Origin of the sequence: Bacillus sp. FSL M8-0350 (assembly GCF_038593345.1) — a bacterium.
Classification (GTDB): domain Bacteria; phylum Bacillota; class Bacilli; order Bacillales; family Bacillaceae; genus Bacillus; species Bacillus safensis.
This window is the reverse complement of the sequence record NZ_CP151985.1, coordinates 309,795-326,673: the sequence shown is the minus strand read 5'-3', so window position 1 is coordinate 326,673 and position 16,879 is coordinate 309,795. Positions and strand designations below refer to the sequence as shown.

Genomic DNA, 16,879 nt, shown 5'->3' with positions numbered 1-16,879 from the left:
TTTGTTTCCGCAGCGTGCGGTTCGGTTGAGCTTATTAAATAACCCCTTTTTCTTCTAACTGCTTACACTCTTCTTCTGTTAAGCCAAGCATATTTGTTAAAATCTCATAATTATGTTCGCCTAAATCAGGGGCAATGTGACGGATACTTCCAGGTGTTTTTTCAAACTTCGGAATGATCCCAGGCACCTTCACTTTTCCGAGACGAGGGTGATGCACCTCAACGATATTCTCTCTTGCTTTAAATTGCGGATGCTCAAAAATATCCCGAATACTTAAGATTGGGCTCACAGGTACGCCATGTGTATCTAAAATTTCTAATACGTCATCCCTTGTTTTTGACGCGATCCATTGAGAAACGATCGCATCCATTTCTTTGTTATGCTTCAGCCTGGATGCATTGACCGCAAATTTTTCATTCTCTAGTAAATCTAAACGATTCATTGCCTCTGCCAATCGATTGAAGGTCGAATCTGTACTCGTCACAAGAACCAAATAATGCCCATCTTTTGTCTCATAGGTACCGGCAGGGCTTGAATGACCGCTTAGCCCCGGTGAACGCTCACGCACCTTCCCAAGCTTGTCATATTCTGCAACCAAAAACTCTAACATACGAAACACAGATTCGTAGAGGGCCAAATCCACCATTTGCCCAGTTCCTTCTGGATGTGTATCCCTGTAATACATCGCTGTCACAGTAGCAAAGGCCACATAGATACCAGCAATATAATCAGTGAGAGAAAAGGAAGGGCTGACTGGATGCCGGTCTGGAAACCCTTGAATATATGTAAAGCCGCTAAACGCCGTTGCCGGTGTTCCAAATCCGGCCTTGTCCTTAAACGGACCCGTTTGTCCATAACCCGATACACGAATCATGATTAACCGAGGGTTGATTTCTTTTAATACATCGTACCCAACGCCCCATTTTTCAAGTGTTCCAGGGCGGAAATTTTCAATCAGCACATCGACCTGACCAGCAAGTTTTTTAAAAATGTCCTTTGCTTCGTCTTTGTGCAGATCCAGTGTAAGGGATTTCTTATTCCGCGAGAGACCTGACCATCTAAGTGGTTCTCCATCTGCAAAAGGGCCGACATGCCGCAGCGTATCGCCTTTGCCAGGAATCTCGACTTTGATGACCTCTGCGCCAAAATCCCCTAGAAGCACCGCGCCATAGGGTGCAGCAATCATCGTAGAGACGTCTAATATTTTTATTCCTTCGAGCGGTGTATTCATATTCATTGCTTGACTCCCTTTCATTCAAGTGATGAAGGGCTAAAATCATTCCTAATTTTAGCCCTTTTCATCTTTCTGATTGACCCGGAAAGCCCTGATGATTCAAAAGGAGAGCTTACCGGTGCAGGTTTTTAATCCTTTGGAAGCTGCCCTTGCGGTGTGTAGAGCCAAATGAGCCATAAAGGTTCATCTCCTGTATTGACATGCTGGTGCGGAACACCGTCTGGAATGAACATGAAATCATTTTGTTTAAAGGACTGCCTTTCTCCATCACAAATGACTTCGCCAGATCCTTTAATCACATAATCAAATTCCTCTGAACCCGGGTGATTGTGCACTGAACTTGCTTCCCCCGGTTCAAAAATGGTGAGACCCGCCATCATATGCTCTGATCCAACAGTATCTGGTGTAATGGTTTGAAATACCTTTCGAATCATTTGCTCCTCTGGACGATCTAAGCCTAACCATAATGGGTTCCCATCTTGAAACGGATTCAATACTTTAATTTTCATTGTTAATTCCTCCCTCGTTCTGTTTAATTCACGCTGACATGTGAGCGCTTTGAATTTGGTGAATAAATGTCATTAATATTCCAATGTCCATCCGTAGGAACAGGATCATTTTTCATCGCTACATCAATAACGCAAGGCTCCTGAGAAGCAATGGCTTCAGCTAAAGCTTCTTTGAATTCAGAAGCAGAGGTGATTTTAATCCCCTTCATCCCATAACCTCTCGCAACGGCAGCAAAATCCGGTGAATAGCTTTCTCCACCTTTTCTGAAAACAGTGCCGTACGTCGTTTCATAGTGCGCCATTTGCAAACCGGCTATTGTTCCAAATGCACTGTTATTCATCACAATCCACACAACAGGAATGTTCTCTTCAACTGCTGTTGCAAGAACGGATGGATTTTGACCGAAGCCGCCGTCTCCAACGAGTGACACAACAACACGGTCAGGCTGGGCAATCTTTGCCCCAAGTGCGGCAGGTGCTCCAAATCCCATCGTTGCAAAGCCGCCTGGCGTTAAAATGGTACCTGGCGTGAGCACAGGAAATTGCTGTCCGACCCCATTTTTGTTCCAGCCAACATCCGTTGTAATAAAGGCATCTGGCGGCAATACTTCCCGTACTTCCTGCAAAATACGCTGCGGCTTCATTGGGAAGGATTCATCTTGAACATTCGTCAGATTGCTAGCCTGAAAATCCTTACGATATAACGCAATTTCCTTTTTCAATTCAGGACGATCCAGCCCTTTTGGCAGTCTCTCTCTCGCAACTCGATTGAGTACAGTCAAGGCTTGCTTAAGATCGGCTACTGCTCCAATTTCAACAGGATAGTTACGTCCAATTTCATTCTGGTCAATGTCAATATGAATGAGCTTGGTTGATGGGAAGCGGAACGTATAATCTGATTCCCACGAGCTCGCATCAGCTTCAGCAAAACGCGTGCCTAAAGCCAATATATAATCTGCTTCTTTGCACTGATCATTGATAAATTTTGTCCCCCAAAACCCTGTCATTCCAAGAGTCATTGGATGATCATCCGGCATGGCTCCTTTCCCCATCAAAGAATGGGCGACAGGGATACTCAGATGGTCAGAAAATGCCTTTAATTCTTCAGCTGCATCAGCTAATATAATGCCTCCCCCTACATATAAGAGCGGTCTTTCTGCCTGCAGCAGTCGATCCAATATCCGATTGGCCGTTTGATCATCAATAGAAGGTTTTTCAATGGTGTGTGTATGATGGTTGATTTGTTCAAACAAGGACACATCTAGGTCCTTTGAGAACACATCCATTGGAACAGAAATAAGCACCGGGCCAGGACGGCCGCTTTCAGCTAACTGAAATGCTTTTGATAAAATCTCTGGAAATAATTCTGGAATATCGACTCGCCATGCTCTTTTCACAAACGGCCGGTAAATTTCGTATTGAGAGGCATCGGAATGAAGATTGATCTCTTGATGTGGGTGCTTTCCGTAATAATGACTTGGGACATCTCCTGCAATGACAACCATTGGAATGGAATCAAGTGCTGCATTCGCTACCCCTGTTGCCGCATTAGTGAGTCCGGGTCCTAGATGACTGAGAACAACAGCCGTCTGTTTCTTTGCCCGCGCATAACCATCAGCTGCATGTGCCGCTATCTGTTCATGCCTGACGTTTACAAATTGAATCGAGCTTTTTTCAAGCGCTGATAAAAAAGCAATATTCGTATGACCGCAGAGACCGAAAATATGCTCGACTCCCCGATTTTCTAAGTACTGAATAACCTGTGTAGAAATATTCTTCTTCATGTTTCTCTCCTCTCACGGTGCAGCTATGAATCTGCTACTCACTTATTCTTTGAAAACACAATAGATAGAACATTGTTCAAATCCTGTATCGCCACTTGCCCGGGAGCTGAGCTTTCTTTCCCTACAGCAAAGGTCATGACAGATCCAAAAAGCCCGCCAATCATTCTTGTAAAAGCCCCGTATGCTCCCATTGCCATTGAAATAACGGGAATTGACAGCTGCTTTTTCGCATGGCTGGTCGCCGAGAGCAGTGTTAATGCATCGTCATAGGAATGCGGCATCACTGCGATCTTTGCGATGTCGGCGCCGACTGATTCTGCATTGACGAATAGCTGCACGAGACGATCTACCTCAGGGGTACGCTGGAAATCGTGATACGACACAATCAAGGTGATCCCATTTCTTTTAGCCGCCTGACTGACTTGCTGTATATGTGTCACATCATGCATCAATTCATAATCAACGGCGTCCACAAGCTGAGTGGAACAAAGCTCGGCAAGCAGAGAAACCTTCTCAGATTCTGAGAGTGATATACTTTCGCCGCCCTCCTTTTCAGAGCGAATCGTGAATAAAAATGGGATACCCTTTGCCTTTTCTACCATTCCCTTAAGAGTTTCTATCACTTGTTCCTTGTCATGAAGGTGATGAAAAAAATCCGCCCGCCACTCTATCACATCAGGATTTTTCTCAGTTAACACCTCGACCTCATGAAATAATTCTTCCTTTGTTTGTCCGATGAGCGGCGTACAAATCATTGGCTGACCGCCTGCCTGCACACTTTTTACCTTTTGCTGAAATGCATTCACATCCAAACGCCCCTTTCACAGACCCTGTGGAAGCACGACCATTTTGGTTTCGGTCATCTCCTCAATGGCGAAACGCGGACCTTCTCTTCCAAGGCCACTTCGCTTAATCCCGCCATAAGGCCAATGATCCAGTCTAAAATTCGATGTCCCATTGATGACAACCCCGCCAGTTTCAAGCTCTTTTGCTGCGTGTAATGCCACATCCAGCTGATTCGTAAAGATCCCTGCCTGCAAACCATATCGGCTATCATTTGCTTCTTTAATTGCCTCCTCCAGCTCCTCATAAGGGAGAATGCTGACAACTGGGCCGAACACTTCCTCACAGACGACCTTGGCCTGTTTCGGAGGGTTTAGCAAAATAGCCGGTGTGATGCTCGCTCCATTTCTTTTCCCCCCGCATAAAAGGTGGGCACCCATGCTCTCTGCCTCTTGTATCCATGCCTCAACACGCTGCGCGGCCTGTACATCGACCATACAGCCGATATCACTCTCACTGGACAGCGGATCTCCAACGACAAGCTGCTCTACTTTTTGTTTTAATACCTCAGTAAACGACGGCATCATTTCCTGATGGACATAAATTCTTTGAACAGAAATACAGCTTTGACCGGAATTACTAAAGCCGGTTTTGGCACACATGGATGCGGCTTGTTCAATATCTGCATCGTGATGAACAATCGTCGCGCCATTCCCTCCGAGTTCGAGCAGTACCTTTTTCAATCCCGCAGAGGTTGTAATGTGTTCGCCTCCGGCAGCCCCGCCGGTAAAAGAGATGAGATTCGTTCTTTCATCAGTGACTAACTGTTTCCCGGCCTCGACCCCGCCAATCACAAGCTGCAAACCAGCCTCAGGAAATCCTGCTTCGAGAAGGAGTTTGACAAATGCTGTGGCAACAGCTGATGTTTGCGGTGCGGGCTTCAAAATGATGACATTCCCTCCCGCAAAGGCCGGACCGACTTTGTGACAAATTAAGTTGAGCGGTGCATTAAAAGGGGTAATCGCCAGCACAACTCCGACTGGTACTTTAAATGTCATGGCCATTGCTCCCTGTCCACGTGATGATACATTGCCAGGAATGGTCTCACCTATTAATCGATTCGCTTCTTCCGCAGACTGCGCCAGCGTCTCAATTGATCGCGATACTTCATCTCTTGTATTTTTAAGCGGTTTGCCTAATTCCAGCGAAATCAGTTTTGCAAAATGGTCTTTTTGTTCTTCAAGCAAGGTGGCTGCTTTTGTTAGAAGCTTTGAGCGTTCGATTGCCGATATTTCCGCTATTTGTTTTTTAGCCTGCTGCGCAATAGAAAGTGCCTGTTCTATGTCCTCTGATGAGGCGAGATAAGATGTACCGATCCTTTCTCCTGAGTAAGGATTGATGATATCTGTTTTCACACGACCGGTATCCAGCCACTCGCCGTTTATATATGACAACGCTTTTAAACCACTCAAATTTTTTCTCCCTCCTTCAAGTGCCGCGTTCCATGTCCTGCATAACGAACCAATCTTTCTTCATTCGGACAAGGTCCTTTCACGAGGGCTCCCTTTGTGAGCTCCTCATATGCATGCGCCACGATGCCCATTCCTCTGGATAAGGAAAAAATGCCTTTTGCTGCTTCTGCTGGAATGTTTAATTCACATTGGATGGCAGCAGATACACCATCTATATTCATCGTGATTTTCTTCCCTTTCAGTTGTTCAAGCTCATGTCTAATCGCTTCGGCTAACCTTAAATATGTGCCACTGATAAGACCTTGCTGGACATGTGTGTGACTCAGCTCATATAGACGTCTCACCCTCGGATCATCATCATGAAGCTGATGGCCGATTCCCGGGATTTTTTCCTTGCGATTTAACCATGTTTGACACACTTGCTTTGCCGCAGCCTGTATATCCTTTTGATCATCGTAGACCGCTTTGGCCTCGTATAACATACGCATGGCCTTCTCTCCGGCTCCGCCATGAATGTCACCTAATAGATTCACCCCTGTTGCAACAGAGGAATTAAACGAAATGCCGCAAGTCACCGCCATTCTAGCTGCTGCAATAGATGGCGCTCTTGGTCCATGGTCCGCACCTGCGACAAGAACACTTTCAAAAAGAGCTGCTTTTGAATCATCCAATAATTCACCAACAAGCAGTAAATAGAGCATTTGTGGATACGACAATTCACCAATCAGTTCTTCAATCGGATACCCTCGTAGTTCAATTGAATTTTTTTGAATATGACTAATCTCAGTCTCCCACCATGCGCCTCCCTCTTTGTAAATTTCCAGTGCACTTCGATTTTTCATTGTGTGAATCATTCCTTTAGCTTCTTATTTGGAGGTGAATCACCCCTTTATTCCATTCAGTGGAATCTAATTTCACTTTTCGGAATGTAGTTTCATTGTAAGCGCATTCTTTTTGTTCGTCAATTATTTTTTCTGAAAATACTGTCAATAGAAGTGAAATTAAGTGAATCGAACTAATTATGTTTGCTTTTTTTGATCAAAAAAATCGATATTTAGTTAAATGGACTTAAGTATATCGTTCTACTAATTTAATGAATTTTTGGTTATTTTGTCAAATCCACTTGAAATTCGACATAAAAAAACCTCTCCATCATCGGAGAGGTTTCTTTTTATTTCCACCAGTCATCAAACATGGAAGCGGGTACTTGGCGTTTATGCTCTGATTGAACATAACGCTTTTCAATCGCTTCTGCTGCTTGATCTGAGACTGGTTTTCCTTCTAAGTAATCATCAATTTCATTGTACGTAATGCCGAGTTCTGTTTCATCCGTTTGCTGAGGTTTATCATCCAGCAGATCGGCTGTTGGTTTCTTTAAATACAGGCGCTCCGGTGCTTCTAGCGCTTCGAGTAGCGCCCGGCCTTGGCGTTTTGTCAAACCTGTGAGCGGGAGAACATCTGCACCGCCATCACCATACTTCGTGAAGAAGCCGGTTACTGCTTCAGCTGCATGATCTGTACCGATGACAAGCAATCCTTCCTCACCACCGACAGCATATTGCGCGATCATTCTCATGCGAGCTTTGACATTTCCTTTATTAAAGTCAGACAATGGGCCGTTCGTTTCCTTTTGATATTGATCACTGAATGCTGACACGGCAGGTGCAATATCATATTTCCACGACTTGTCTGGCTGAATAAATGATAGGGCGAGCTGTGCATCATCTTCATCCTGCTGCACACCATGCGGAAGGCGTACCGCAATAAAGACCGCATCCTCTTTTCCTTCTTGACGAAGCTCACTGACAGCAAGCTGTGCAAGACGTCCGGCAAGCGTTGAATCCTGCCCGCCGCTAATACCGAGAACAAATCCTTTTGCCCCAGTTTTTTTCAAGTACTCTTTTAGAAATCCAACCCGTTTTTCGATCTCCTGCTTTGGGTCAATTGAGGGCTGCACATGCAACTCTTGGCTGATCTTTTTCTGCAAACTCATACACTTTTCCTCCTAAGCATCCTCTACATGAAGAGAACAGGTTTTACTCACAATTCATTGATTTAATAACGTTTTTTGAATCTTCATTATACCATGTTTTCATCAAGAACATTTTGTTAGACGTTCCCCTATTTCTTAGATAATCAAACATTCACAAGTGAAAAAGACCATGTCTTTTTTGACTGGTCCTTTTCTTTTTTAATCGATTTCTACCCGTATGGATGTACAGCTTGATCCATTACACTTCCCAATATCAGCAGGACATGCAGACACGGCCACAATGAGGTCCATTTCAGCCCGCAGGCGAATGTAGTCACCGGGCAGTGATTTTGGCAGCTCGACAGACAGCTTTCCTTTTTCATCAATGACTGTATTCATAAAGGCATTAAAAGGATAGTACATATCCTCCTTTGGAATCCCAAAGGGCTCAAAGGCAGTCCGCAAATTGTCGTAGCATGTATGCATGACCTCTAAGTGCGTCCGGCCGTATAAAAGCTGATACATCTCTTGCCGGCAGGCGGGCATGTATAAATCATGGCATTCTACTGTATCTTCAATGATCGTAAACATCGGTTTATATAAATTAGAATAAAGCTTATCGCCTTTTTTCACTTTAGACGAGAACAAACTGTCCATCGTCGCACCTTGGTCAAATTTTTCATAAAAATCTTTTTCATGATAGGCCATCACATCTGCTACTTGCTGGCCTTCGACATCAACCACTCGCATACATTGGCCTTTTCCTAAACGAAAGCCGAGTCTACCCTTTGGTAAAATGACGTGTTCTCCGTTCATCACATGCACTCCTTTCCATGACAGTATGCCCAAAATGTCCCCTTGATCATGTATAAAAAAAAGAGGCGGTCACAAGCTAATGTCATTGAAATAGAAAGGTGTTGCACTTGCATTGAAAGAAGAACAATCTTTATCTTGGTGGCAGCTTTCTCTCATCGGAGTCGGCTGTACAATTGGCACTGGGTTCTTCCTTGGTTCCAGCATCGCCATTACAAAATCCGGTTATTCCGTCTGCATCTCTTTTTTGCTTGCTGCAGTCGGAACATATCTCGTCTTTAAACATTTAGCTGCGATGACAGCTGATAATCCTGATAAAGGGTCATTTTGTTCCTATGCTCGTAAAGCATACGGACGCTGGGCAGGGTTTAGCAATGGCTGGGTGTATTGGTTTGCAGAAATGCTGATTACAGGAAGTCAGTTAACCGCCATTTCTCTGTTTACCCGCCACTGGTTTCCTTCTGTTCCGCTTTGGGTGTTTTCTGCGATTTATTCCGCTCTTGCCCTGCTCGTGATTATCATTGGGCTTTCTTCTTTTCAAAAGACAGAAAATGTTCTTGCGGTACTGAAAACAGCGGCGATTTTTCTATTTATGATTCTTGCGGTGCTTGTATTATTCGGCATTTTGACAGAACATAAACCGACCCTTCATCTGCCTAACAAGGATCACGAATGGATGCCTCTTGGTCCACTTGGTCTTTGGAATGGATTGATTTACGCATTTTATGCATTTGGGGGAATTGAAGTCATGGGGCTGATGGCGGTTCATTTAAAGGACCCGAAGGATGCGGCAAAAGCTGGACGTGTCATGCTGATCATTCTAGCAGTCATCTATATCGTCTCAATCGGACTTGCTCTCTTGCTTGTCCCAGTGACAGCCTTTAATGAGAACAGCAGTCCATTTATTACTTCATTAGAGCCGTTTCATTTATCGATCTTTCTTCATATCTTTAATGGCATTTTCATTATTGCTGGTTTTTCGACATTGGTTGCCTCTCTCTATGCGGTCACAACGCTGCTCGGCACAATGTCAGAGCATCAGGATGCACCTGCTTGTTTTAAACAAAAAGATCCATCGCATGTGAGATGGTCTTCGATTATCTTAACTGCTGCTGGCTTAATTGTCTCAATTTTGCTTGCACTCTTTTTGTCCAAACACATCTACGAGCATCTCACAACAGCAGCCGGTCTTACCCTGCTGTACACATGGATTTTTATTCTGTTCTCAAGTAAAAAGCTATCCAAGCCATCCACCCGCCAAACGTGCGAAATGATTCTTGCGCTGCTCTTAATTGGAGCCGCTGTATCAGGCACATTAACGGAGGCAAGCGGACGACCTGGCTTTTTTATCAGCCTTGGGATCATTGCAGTGATTGCCATCATGGTGCTATTTATGAGGAAAAAGTGGAAGCAGGATCAGACCGCATCATAATTTCATCATGTTTTTTAATGCAGTAAATGGACATTTGGCGGAGGCTGGTTTCTCCGCCTCTTCATCTGGGAGAAAGTATTGCTTCCATTCATGATTGGTCGGATCCCCGTACCATTTTAATGATGGATGAACACTGACCTCATCATATGCTTTGAGCCGCTTGCGAACGAGCTGGCTCATTTTTTGTCCAAACTTGGTCGATCCATTCATTTTCTCAAACACCCACCTAGGCTGAAATGCCATCAAGAGATAAGGGAAGTGGCGGCTTTTTCTGAGCTTATGAGCAGGTGTGGAACACAAAATAAAATACGCCTCACCATGGAAGCAATACTCCCACTCATGATGATGAGTATCTAATGGGATCTCCTCAGGCCACGGTTCTTCATCTTTATGATGCAGCCGCTGAAGCAGCGACCAAAACTGCTGCTCAAACTCTTCAAGCGAACTTTCCTGTAAGTCCTGCGGTGTTTCAAAAAAACAGATAAATGAAGCATATTGACCGGTTTCTTTCGCACAGCCTTGATATTCTCTCAGCAGCTGGGCTAATTCATCAACCGCTTCCTCTTTCCTAGGGTCGCCGACAAACCCATAGCGTAAATGATCGAGAAAAAATCCCTGTCTTCCGGGTACACATGGGAATGTATCGGCTTCATCTCCTACCATCTTGCCAAATCGTGTGAAAGCATCCTGCTTCCATTCTTCTAGTGATCGTAGATTTTGATCAAGGCAACTTTTTGCATACAGCTGGGCCATTTCTTTACACCTCGTTTTAGCGTCTTCTCCATAGCCTATGAGGTGCAAATGGCTGTGGTGACTGTCCTTCCACGACTTTCCTAGCGCATGACAAAATGGGGTTTCTATTCAAATTGAGCAGGTATTTGTTTCTTTAATTCTATTATGTATGATCAGACTAGTGTAAGTTAATAGAGAGCCTTTCGCCATACCTACGATCGATTATTCATCAAAAAAACGGAATCCAGCACCCAATAAATAAGGGCTGCGCAGAAGCTAAACAGATAGACTTTATAGCTCATGAACACAACAAGCCCATAATCAATCCATAAAGCCAAAGCCGAACAAACCAGCCATGCCGCAATAAAATAAATCAGTAAGTCACGGCTTCGAAACCTCTTAGGATGCCGGTGTAAAACAAACTGAATCGGTGCAGCAAAAATGACATAAGCTGACAAAATGAACAGGCTGGTCATCTCCACATAACTAAAGCCCACTTCAGGCGGCATGAATAAAAACGTATAAACGAATGTTGCTGTGATGACTGATAAAATCAGCATACACACATAGTTGAATACTGGCAAAAACATACGCATAGCAGAAGCTCCTTCAAACCATTTAATATTCCACCATTATTCAAGAATGTGTTATGTCTGTCAATCCTTACAAAAAAACAGACTGAATGTGTCAGTCTGCTTCAGATTATTGACAAAGGACTAAAATGATCTTTATTTTAGCCCTTTGTCTTCTATTCAGCGTGATAGAAAACCTTTGCAGTCTAGGAAGAGCGAGCATCGGAGCAGAGCGAATTTGACATTCGTGAGCACCGGAGCGCAGACCTGACAAAGAATGCGAGGGTTTGTCTACACGCTGAAACAGACTGAATGTGTCAGTCTGTTTTCTACCCAATCAACGCCATGATCCCCTGATACCCAAAATAGGCGCCGAAACCAAGTAAAGATAGACCTGCAAGAACAGATAAGCCATGTAAAACACGTTCACTTAAATAACGCCTAAACGAACTAGCAAGCAGCGCCATACTGAAATCCCAGATCAGCATGCCGATAAAAATAGCCATACTGTACATGAGCATTTGGGAAGCTCCATACTTTTCGATCGTATTGGCTAAGATGCTGCCATAGATGCCAAGCCAAAACAAAATACTGAGCGGATTAGAAAGAGAAATGAAAAATCCGGTCATAAACGATTTGCCAATTGATGTGTTTTCGCTGTCTTTTTTCGGACTCTCCTGCAAATTGATTTTACGCAGACTTTCAATGCCGGTATAGGTCAAAACGAAAAAGCCGAACAGCCACAAAAAGGTTTTTACAAGAGGTGCAGTCAAAAGCTGGGCGACACCAAAATAGATGAGAAGCATATAGACAATATCCGCAGCCATAGCCCCTACACCAAAAATCCACGCATGCCAAAATCCACTTTTAATCCCTCTGTCGATTTGGGCTGCATTGACTGGCCCAACAGGCGCTGAAAGTGACAACCCTAAAAAGATATAACCAAAAAACACCGCCACATAGACGTCCTCCTTTTGATGCTGACTTGTACATGTTATTCAAACTTTCTGCGTTTTAGTACAAGTCCTTTGTCATCATTTCAGGCGGATGCTTAGCGGTCTGCTTTCAGTGCCGACTGCTGCGCGTGTATTGTTTCTTTTTTCTTAGAACGATTCATTTGAATCGCAGCTGCAAACAGAAGAACAGCTAAGAAGGCAAATACAAAGACGGCACTTGCCGCTCCTGCCCATTCTAGACTAAATCCAATCAAAAAGGACAAGCAGGCTCCGCCTAAGCTTGCGGCTGCAATAAAATAACTCGTCGCCTCATCGATGGCATTTTCAATCATTAAGGCAGATGCTGTCAGTGCGATTGGGAACATGCCAGCTGCACAAAGGCCGATGAAAAAGATGAGGATCAACTGCGCAGCGATGTGGGTTGTCAGAGCAAATACCACAAGCAGCAGAATCATCAGAGATGCGCTTAGCTTTAAAAAACGCAGCGGATGCAGCTGATCGGCTTTTCTCGCAATCACGGTTCTGCCGATGACGATCGCTGTCCAGAAAGTAGAGACCGCAAAGAGGCCCCAATTTTCTCCCCCTTTTTCCAGCATAATCGACGGCAAAAAGTTCGCAAAATTCGTTTCAATCCCTGCGTAGAAAAAGGCAAAGCAAATCATGATCACCACAATCATTCGATTATTTCGATCAACAAGCAAGGACGGTTTCCTCGTCCCTCCTGTGGAAGGAGCATCCATCTGCCCATGAGGCAGCTTGTTCATAAAAACAAGCCAAAGCATAAGGAAAAATGTCAGCGCACCCACCTGAAATAAAAACACATACTGCCATGTCTGTTCTGTGACAGTCAGCAGAATCACTAGCGGGAATAAAAGCGCACCTAATCCAAAAAAGACCTCCATGATACTGATTCGCTTTGCACTATTTGCCATCGAAATGACATATGCACCAGCTGTTGTCTCAAGACTGCCTGCGCCGCTCCCAAGAAAAAAACCTGCCAGCACAAGCGTTGTCCAGCCCGGCACCAATAGCCCCAGCAGAAGTGAGCCGATCATCAGCAAAAGACCCATGGTCAGCACAGTGCCATAGCCTTTTTTTCTCACTAGAATGGGTGATAACAGAACGCCTGTCAAAAAACCAATAAACTGAAAAAAAATTAAAGATGATAATTCCCCGGGGCCTTTATCGTAACTCGACAGCAAATAAGGCGTTAAGCTGCCAAAAAACACATGAATGGTCCCAATAAAAAAATAAAAGACACAGCCAAAATAAAATACCTTTTTCATCTTTTCACTTCCTCTAAAAAGGAGCGGAGTCATCACATCCTCCGCTCCACCTCTTTAATATGCCTGGGCAGAGACGACTGCCTCTTCCCTCTCAAAGCATGTATTGAGCGCAGCCTGCGCGCGATAACCATCTTCAAAATCAGCGACCTTCATATGAGATGGGTATGGATCAGTATTCACCCAATGCATCAGCTGATCGCGGAATGTATCGGACCATCCGTAAAATTCATTTGGCGGATCTGTCAGCAAAGTTTGCGGCATTTGATGACGCTCCACACACAATCCATCACTGATTTCATATTCGTTTTTCATGTTCGTATGGTATTTGAATACCTTGTCATGTCCAACGACTTCTACACTAAATCCACATTCCTCAGGCTGCGTGCTTTTGGATGTCACCAAATGAAAGAACACTTGATTCTCCATCTGCCCGAAAATTTCGGTATGATCATCCACCTGAACCTTTTTCTCTTCTTTTTCCTTTACATGTGTCAGCATCTTGGTGTTAAGTGATTCTTTCTTCATTTCACTGCCAAATAAGTACCACAGCATATCAATCAAATGAATGCCAAGATCCCCTAGTGCACCGCTCGTACGCAGACTTTCGCCGCTGTCTCTCCATGAAAATGTCTTTCTTCTGAGGGCACTGTTTTTCTTAAAATGAGTTCTAACAGTTAAAATGCGTCCTAATTCACCGTTAGCAATCAAGTTTTTCAATATATTCACAAAGGATAAATAACGATAGTTAAAGCCCATACTGGCTTGAACTTGGAACTGTTTGGCTGTCTCCACCATTTCCTTCGCTTCCTTCAGCGACACAGCCATCGGTTTTTCACATAAAATCGGCTGTCCTGCTCTTAGCGACTGAAGGGCATGGTCCTTGTGACAAAAATTAGGAGATGCAATAATCAATCCATCAGATGCATCTGCCAGTGTCTCGATACTTGAATACACACGTCCGCCGTACTGTTTAATGAATCCCTGTGCGACCGTCTCATGCAAATCATAGACACCGGATAATTCTGCACCTTTGATCGTTGATAATGCTCTTGCATGTGCTTTTGCAATATTCCCTGCTCCAACAATTCCAATTTTCTTCATGAATGTGCCTCCTCATGTTTATACATCACTGTTTTCAGTGTTTCATAGATTCCTTTTGCATACCCATGATGACAAATTTGGTGATGGTGCCGTTTGGCTTCGGCTGTCGCATTTTGGACAAGGAAACCGTGTGTGACGGATTGAAGCATCCGCAAATCGTTCCCACTATCACCAAAGGCAAAGCCTTGATCTTTCGATAAATCATATTGGTTCAGCATAAAACGTACAATTTCATCCTTCCCTGTTCCGACTGGTAAAAAATCAACATCATAGCAATCCGCAGGATCTCCTGCAAGCGGGTTGCATTTGTTGATGTTGACCGCCACGCCTCGCTCTTTAGCCAGTGTTTGGATAAATGATAGATGATGAAGATCCGTCCGCTCATCCTGCTCCTGATAATAGAAATTCTTCTTATACCCTGAGCTGCCCAGCTGCGTTTGCGGCCTAAGGGAAATTCCCTTTTCTCGGATAGTTTTTAGGATGTCTTCGATTTTTTCATCTGAAAAGCCCTGCGCATCCAGCCGCTTCATCCACTCTGCATCTGGCTGTCCAAAATGAGCATCCGATGTATATACAATCTCAGTCCCTAAGTTCGACGCAATGAAATGCGGGAATTGATGAAAACCGCCTTTTTCCATTTTGCTCGTGACAGAATCGAGACTGCTTCCCGTCACCCAGCCCAGCAAGAGCTGTCCCGTTTCACTCTTTTCTGCTACAAAGGCTTCCAGCCGCTTGATATCCTCTCTCTGCTCCTCTGTCATTCCGTGAGAATAATACGTTTCATCAAAGTCACAGAAGACGATCCACTGCGGATTCTTCGGCTGATTCAGCAGTTTTTTATTGAATGGAAGACTTGATAACATGTTGAACCCCCTCGATGACCTTCTCCTGATCTTGCAGCGGCATTCCTGGATAAAGCGGCAAATGAAGTAATTGCTGTGCTGCTTTTTCCGTGTGTGGAAGTGTCGTTTGTCTATATTTTTGAGAAACAAGATTTGTTTGATGCTGATGCGATAGAACCGGGTAATAGACATCTGTCTCTATGCCCATTTCCAGCAATTTCGCTGCCAGTTCATCGCGGTCTCCCTTCAGCACTCTGATCGGGAATAGATGCCAGACATGATCATCCGTCAGCTTCGGAAGCTTCATGTATCCTTCATCCTCAAGCGGTTGCAGCTGGTCAATGTAGCGCTTGGCTAAATAAAAACGTTTAAAGTTTTGCAATCCTAAATACTTCATTCGTTCAAGTCCGATCGCTGCCTGCAAATTATCAATTTTCGAATTAAAGCCGTAGTCACTGCGTTTGACATTTTTCTTTCCAGCTTCAAAGCCGTGATAGCTGATCTCCATGCATTTTTCCGCTAGGGCCTCATCATTTGTAGCGATGGCTCCTGCCTTTCCGCAGACCCCAAGGTTTTTGTATGGATTAAAGCTGAGAACAAGTCCATCTCCATAAGCGCCAAGGCCGCTGCTGCCAATCGCTTGACATCCGTCTTCAATGATTTTCAGCCCATGCTGTTTCGCAATCGCCGAAATCTCCTTCATATCCGCTTGCTTTCCATATAAATGAACCGGTAGAATGCATACCGTTTTATCTGTGATATGCTTCTCTATTTCGCTCGGTGAGAGGCAGTAGGTTTCAGGATCAATATCGGCATATACCGGAACAGCCCCAATGGCGAGCACTGCATTTTCTGTTGCAGCAAAGCTGTTGGCCGGCAAAATCACCTCGTCTCCTGGATGGACGCCTGCTGATATGAGACTGATCATCAATGCATCTGTTCCACTTGACGTGGCAATGACATATTTTTTCCCTAAGTACTCTGCAATCGCCTTTTCAAACGTCGGAATATATGGCCCTGAAGTAAAACGACCAGAGCTCAATACTTCCTTCAGCACCAGCATAATATCATCGATTTCATCTTCTGAAATCAGTTTGTCAACTGGCAGAAACGGTATCTTTTTTTCCTTATTTTGTTTATAATGGAAGAGAATTTTTTCCAAACCTGTGCGCTCTATATCTTGCTCAAGGAACGTCACCAGCTTTTCATTTGCTAGATGCTTTTCAACTGAATCGGCCTTTACTTGAACACCTTGATTGATCATATCCAGCAAAGGAAGATAATCCTTGCTTTTACCTGATATCTTCGTCAATATTTGCATTCCATTCCCTCCAATTAATCAATTCCTTTTGTTAATATTTAACTTGTTTCACATTGTAAATGATGTTATC

General features: G+C 44.1%; 16 protein-coding genes. 1 reads left to right on the top strand and 15 read right to left on the bottom strand.

Annotated elements, in window-relative coordinates:
- Nucleotides 1-34: 34 nt before the first annotated feature.
- From NSS80_RS01755 to NSS80_RS01720, 8 genes are all read right to left on the bottom strand, one after another.
- Nucleotides 35-1,237 carry a CoA transferase gene (locus NSS80_RS01755; protein WP_080701232.1) on the bottom strand — a complete coding sequence of 401 codons (1,203 nt, stop codon included), beginning with the start codon at nucleotides 1,235-1,237 and terminating at the stop codon, nucleotides 35-37.
- 125 nt (nucleotides 1,238-1,362) lie between these two features.
- Entirely contained in the window at nucleotides 1,363-1,743 is a 381-nt protein-coding gene (locus tag NSS80_RS01750; protein WP_041116575.1) for a cupin domain-containing protein, read from the bottom strand.
- 23 nt (nucleotides 1,744-1,766) lie between these two features.
- The gene (locus tag NSS80_RS01745) at nucleotides 1,767-3,527 is read right to left on the bottom strand and encodes a thiamine pyrophosphate-binding protein (protein WP_041116573.1); all 1,761 of its coding nucleotides are present in this window, start codon (nucleotides 3,525-3,527) and stop codon (nucleotides 1,767-1,769) included.
- Between the two features lie 38 nt (nucleotides 3,528-3,565).
- Nucleotides 3,566-4,339 (bottom strand): type I 3-dehydroquinate dehydratase, encoded by a 774-nt coding sequence (gene aroD, locus NSS80_RS01740; protein WP_041116571.1) that lies wholly within the window; start codon nucleotides 4,337-4,339, stop codon nucleotides 3,566-3,568.
- A 9-nt stretch (nucleotides 4,340-4,348) separates the two neighbouring features.
- Nucleotides 4,349-5,782 carry an aldehyde dehydrogenase family protein gene (locus NSS80_RS01735; RefSeq protein ID WP_041116568.1) on the bottom strand — a complete coding sequence of 478 codons (1,434 nt, stop codon included), beginning with the start codon at nucleotides 5,780-5,782 and terminating at the stop codon, nucleotides 4,349-4,351.
- On the bottom strand, nucleotides 5,779-6,636 hold the full coding sequence (locus NSS80_RS01730) for a citryl-CoA lyase (protein WP_080769807.1): 858 nt from the start codon (nucleotides 6,634-6,636) through the stop codon (nucleotides 5,779-5,781). Before NSS80_RS01730 ends, NSS80_RS01735 begins: the two co-directional genes overlap by 4 nt.
- Nucleotides 6,637-6,953: 317 nt before the next feature.
- Nucleotides 6,954-7,775, bottom strand: coding sequence for an ammonia-dependent NAD(+) synthetase (gene nadE / locus NSS80_RS01725; protein WP_034283250.1), 822 nt, complete (start codon nucleotides 7,773-7,775; stop codon nucleotides 6,954-6,956).
- A 198-nt stretch (nucleotides 7,776-7,973) separates the two neighbouring features.
- The gene (locus NSS80_RS01720; RefSeq protein WP_034283248.1) at nucleotides 7,974-8,570 is read right to left on the bottom strand and encodes an urea carboxylase-associated family protein; all 597 of its coding nucleotides are present in this window, start codon (nucleotides 8,568-8,570) and stop codon (nucleotides 7,974-7,976) included.
- Between the two features lie 112 nt (nucleotides 8,571-8,682).
- Between NSS80_RS01720 and NSS80_RS01715 the strand changes: the two genes are divergently transcribed.
- Nucleotides 8,683-9,999, top strand: a complete 1,317-nt coding sequence (locus tag NSS80_RS01715; RefSeq protein ID WP_034283246.1) for an amino acid permease — start codon at nucleotides 8,683-8,685, stop codon at nucleotides 9,997-9,999.
- On the opposite strand, the gene NSS80_RS01710 is transcribed toward NSS80_RS01715, so the two are convergent.
- From NSS80_RS01710 to NSS80_RS01680, 7 genes are all read right to left on the bottom strand, one after another.
- The gene (locus NSS80_RS01710) at nucleotides 9,994-10,752 is read right to left on the bottom strand and encodes a YqcI/YcgG family protein (protein ID WP_034283243.1); all 759 of its coding nucleotides are present in this window, start codon (nucleotides 10,750-10,752) and stop codon (nucleotides 9,994-9,996) included. The two genes, NSS80_RS01715 and NSS80_RS01710, sit on opposite strands and share 6 nt — an antisense overlap.
- 191 nt (nucleotides 10,753-10,943) lie before the next feature.
- The gene (locus NSS80_RS01705; protein WP_034283242.1) at nucleotides 10,944-11,327 is read right to left on the bottom strand and encodes a UPF0715 family protein; all 384 of its coding nucleotides are present in this window, start codon (nucleotides 11,325-11,327) and stop codon (nucleotides 10,944-10,946) included.
- A 305-nt stretch (nucleotides 11,328-11,632) separates the two neighbouring features.
- Nucleotides 11,633-12,262, bottom strand: coding sequence for a LysE family translocator (locus tag NSS80_RS01700; RefSeq protein WP_024424337.1), 630 nt, complete (start codon nucleotides 12,260-12,262; stop codon nucleotides 11,633-11,635).
- A 92-nt stretch (nucleotides 12,263-12,354) separates the two neighbouring features.
- A complete protein-coding gene (locus tag NSS80_RS01695) occupies nucleotides 12,355-13,545 on the bottom strand; it encodes an MFS transporter (RefSeq protein WP_342498395.1) in 1,191 nt (396 codons plus the stop codon).
- Between the two features lie 54 nt (nucleotides 13,546-13,599).
- Entirely contained in the window at nucleotides 13,600-14,646 is a 1,047-nt protein-coding gene (locus NSS80_RS01690; RefSeq protein WP_041116562.1) for a Gfo/Idh/MocA family oxidoreductase, read from the bottom strand.
- The gene (locus NSS80_RS01685) at nucleotides 14,643-15,509 is read right to left on the bottom strand and encodes an HAD-IIB family hydrolase (RefSeq protein WP_211043915.1); all 867 of its coding nucleotides are present in this window, start codon (nucleotides 15,507-15,509) and stop codon (nucleotides 14,643-14,645) included. The genes NSS80_RS01690 and NSS80_RS01685 overlap by 4 nt, the downstream gene beginning before the upstream one ends.
- Nucleotides 15,484-16,809, bottom strand: a complete 1,326-nt coding sequence (locus NSS80_RS01680) for a DegT/DnrJ/EryC1/StrS family aminotransferase (protein WP_034283237.1) — start codon at nucleotides 16,807-16,809, stop codon at nucleotides 15,484-15,486. Before NSS80_RS01680 ends, NSS80_RS01685 begins: the two co-directional genes overlap by 26 nt.
- Between the last annotated feature and the right edge of the window lie 70 nt (nucleotides 16,810-16,879).

Bases quoted from the DNA above. Each gene is read 5' to 3' on its own strand.
- NSS80_RS01755 (WP_080701232.1), bottom strand. From the start codon at position 1,237: ATGAATATGAATACACCGCTCGAAGGAATAAAAATATTAGACGTCTCT.
- NSS80_RS01750 (WP_041116575.1), bottom strand. From the start codon at position 1,743: ATGAAAATTAAAGTATTGAATCCGTTTCAAGATGGGAACCCATTATGG.
- NSS80_RS01745 (WP_041116573.1), bottom strand. From the start codon at position 3,527: ATGAAGAAGAATATTTCTACACAGGTTATTCAGTACTTAGAAAATCGG.
- NSS80_RS01730 (WP_080769807.1), bottom strand. From the start codon at position 6,636: ATGATTCACACAATGAAAAATCGAAGTGCACTGGAAATTTACAAAGAG.
- nadE (WP_034283250.1), bottom strand. From the start codon at position 7,775: ATGAGTTTGCAGAAAAAGATCAGCCAAGAGTTGCATGTGCAGCCCTCA.
- NSS80_RS01720 (WP_034283248.1), bottom strand. From the start codon at position 8,570: ATGAACGGAGAACACGTCATTTTACCAAAGGGTAGACTCGGCTTTCGT.
- NSS80_RS01710 (WP_034283243.1), bottom strand. From the start codon at position 10,752: ATGGCCCAGCTGTATGCAAAAAGTTGCCTTGATCAAAATCTACGATCA.
- NSS80_RS01705 (WP_034283242.1), bottom strand. From the start codon at position 11,327: ATGCGTATGTTTTTGCCAGTATTCAACTATGTGTGTATGCTGATTTTA.
- NSS80_RS01695 (WP_342498395.1), bottom strand. From the start codon at position 13,545: ATGAAAAAGGTATTTTATTTTGGCTGTGTCTTTTATTTTTTTATTGGG.
- NSS80_RS01690 (WP_041116562.1), bottom strand. From the start codon at position 14,646: ATGAAGAAAATTGGAATTGTTGGAGCAGGGAATATTGCAAAAGCACAT.
- NSS80_RS01685 (WP_211043915.1), bottom strand. From the start codon at position 15,509: ATGTTATCAAGTCTTCCATTCAATAAAAAACTGCTGAATCAGCCGAAG.
- NSS80_RS01680 (WP_034283237.1), bottom strand. From the start codon at position 16,809: ATGCAAATATTGACGAAGATATCAGGTAAAAGCAAGGATTATCTTCCT.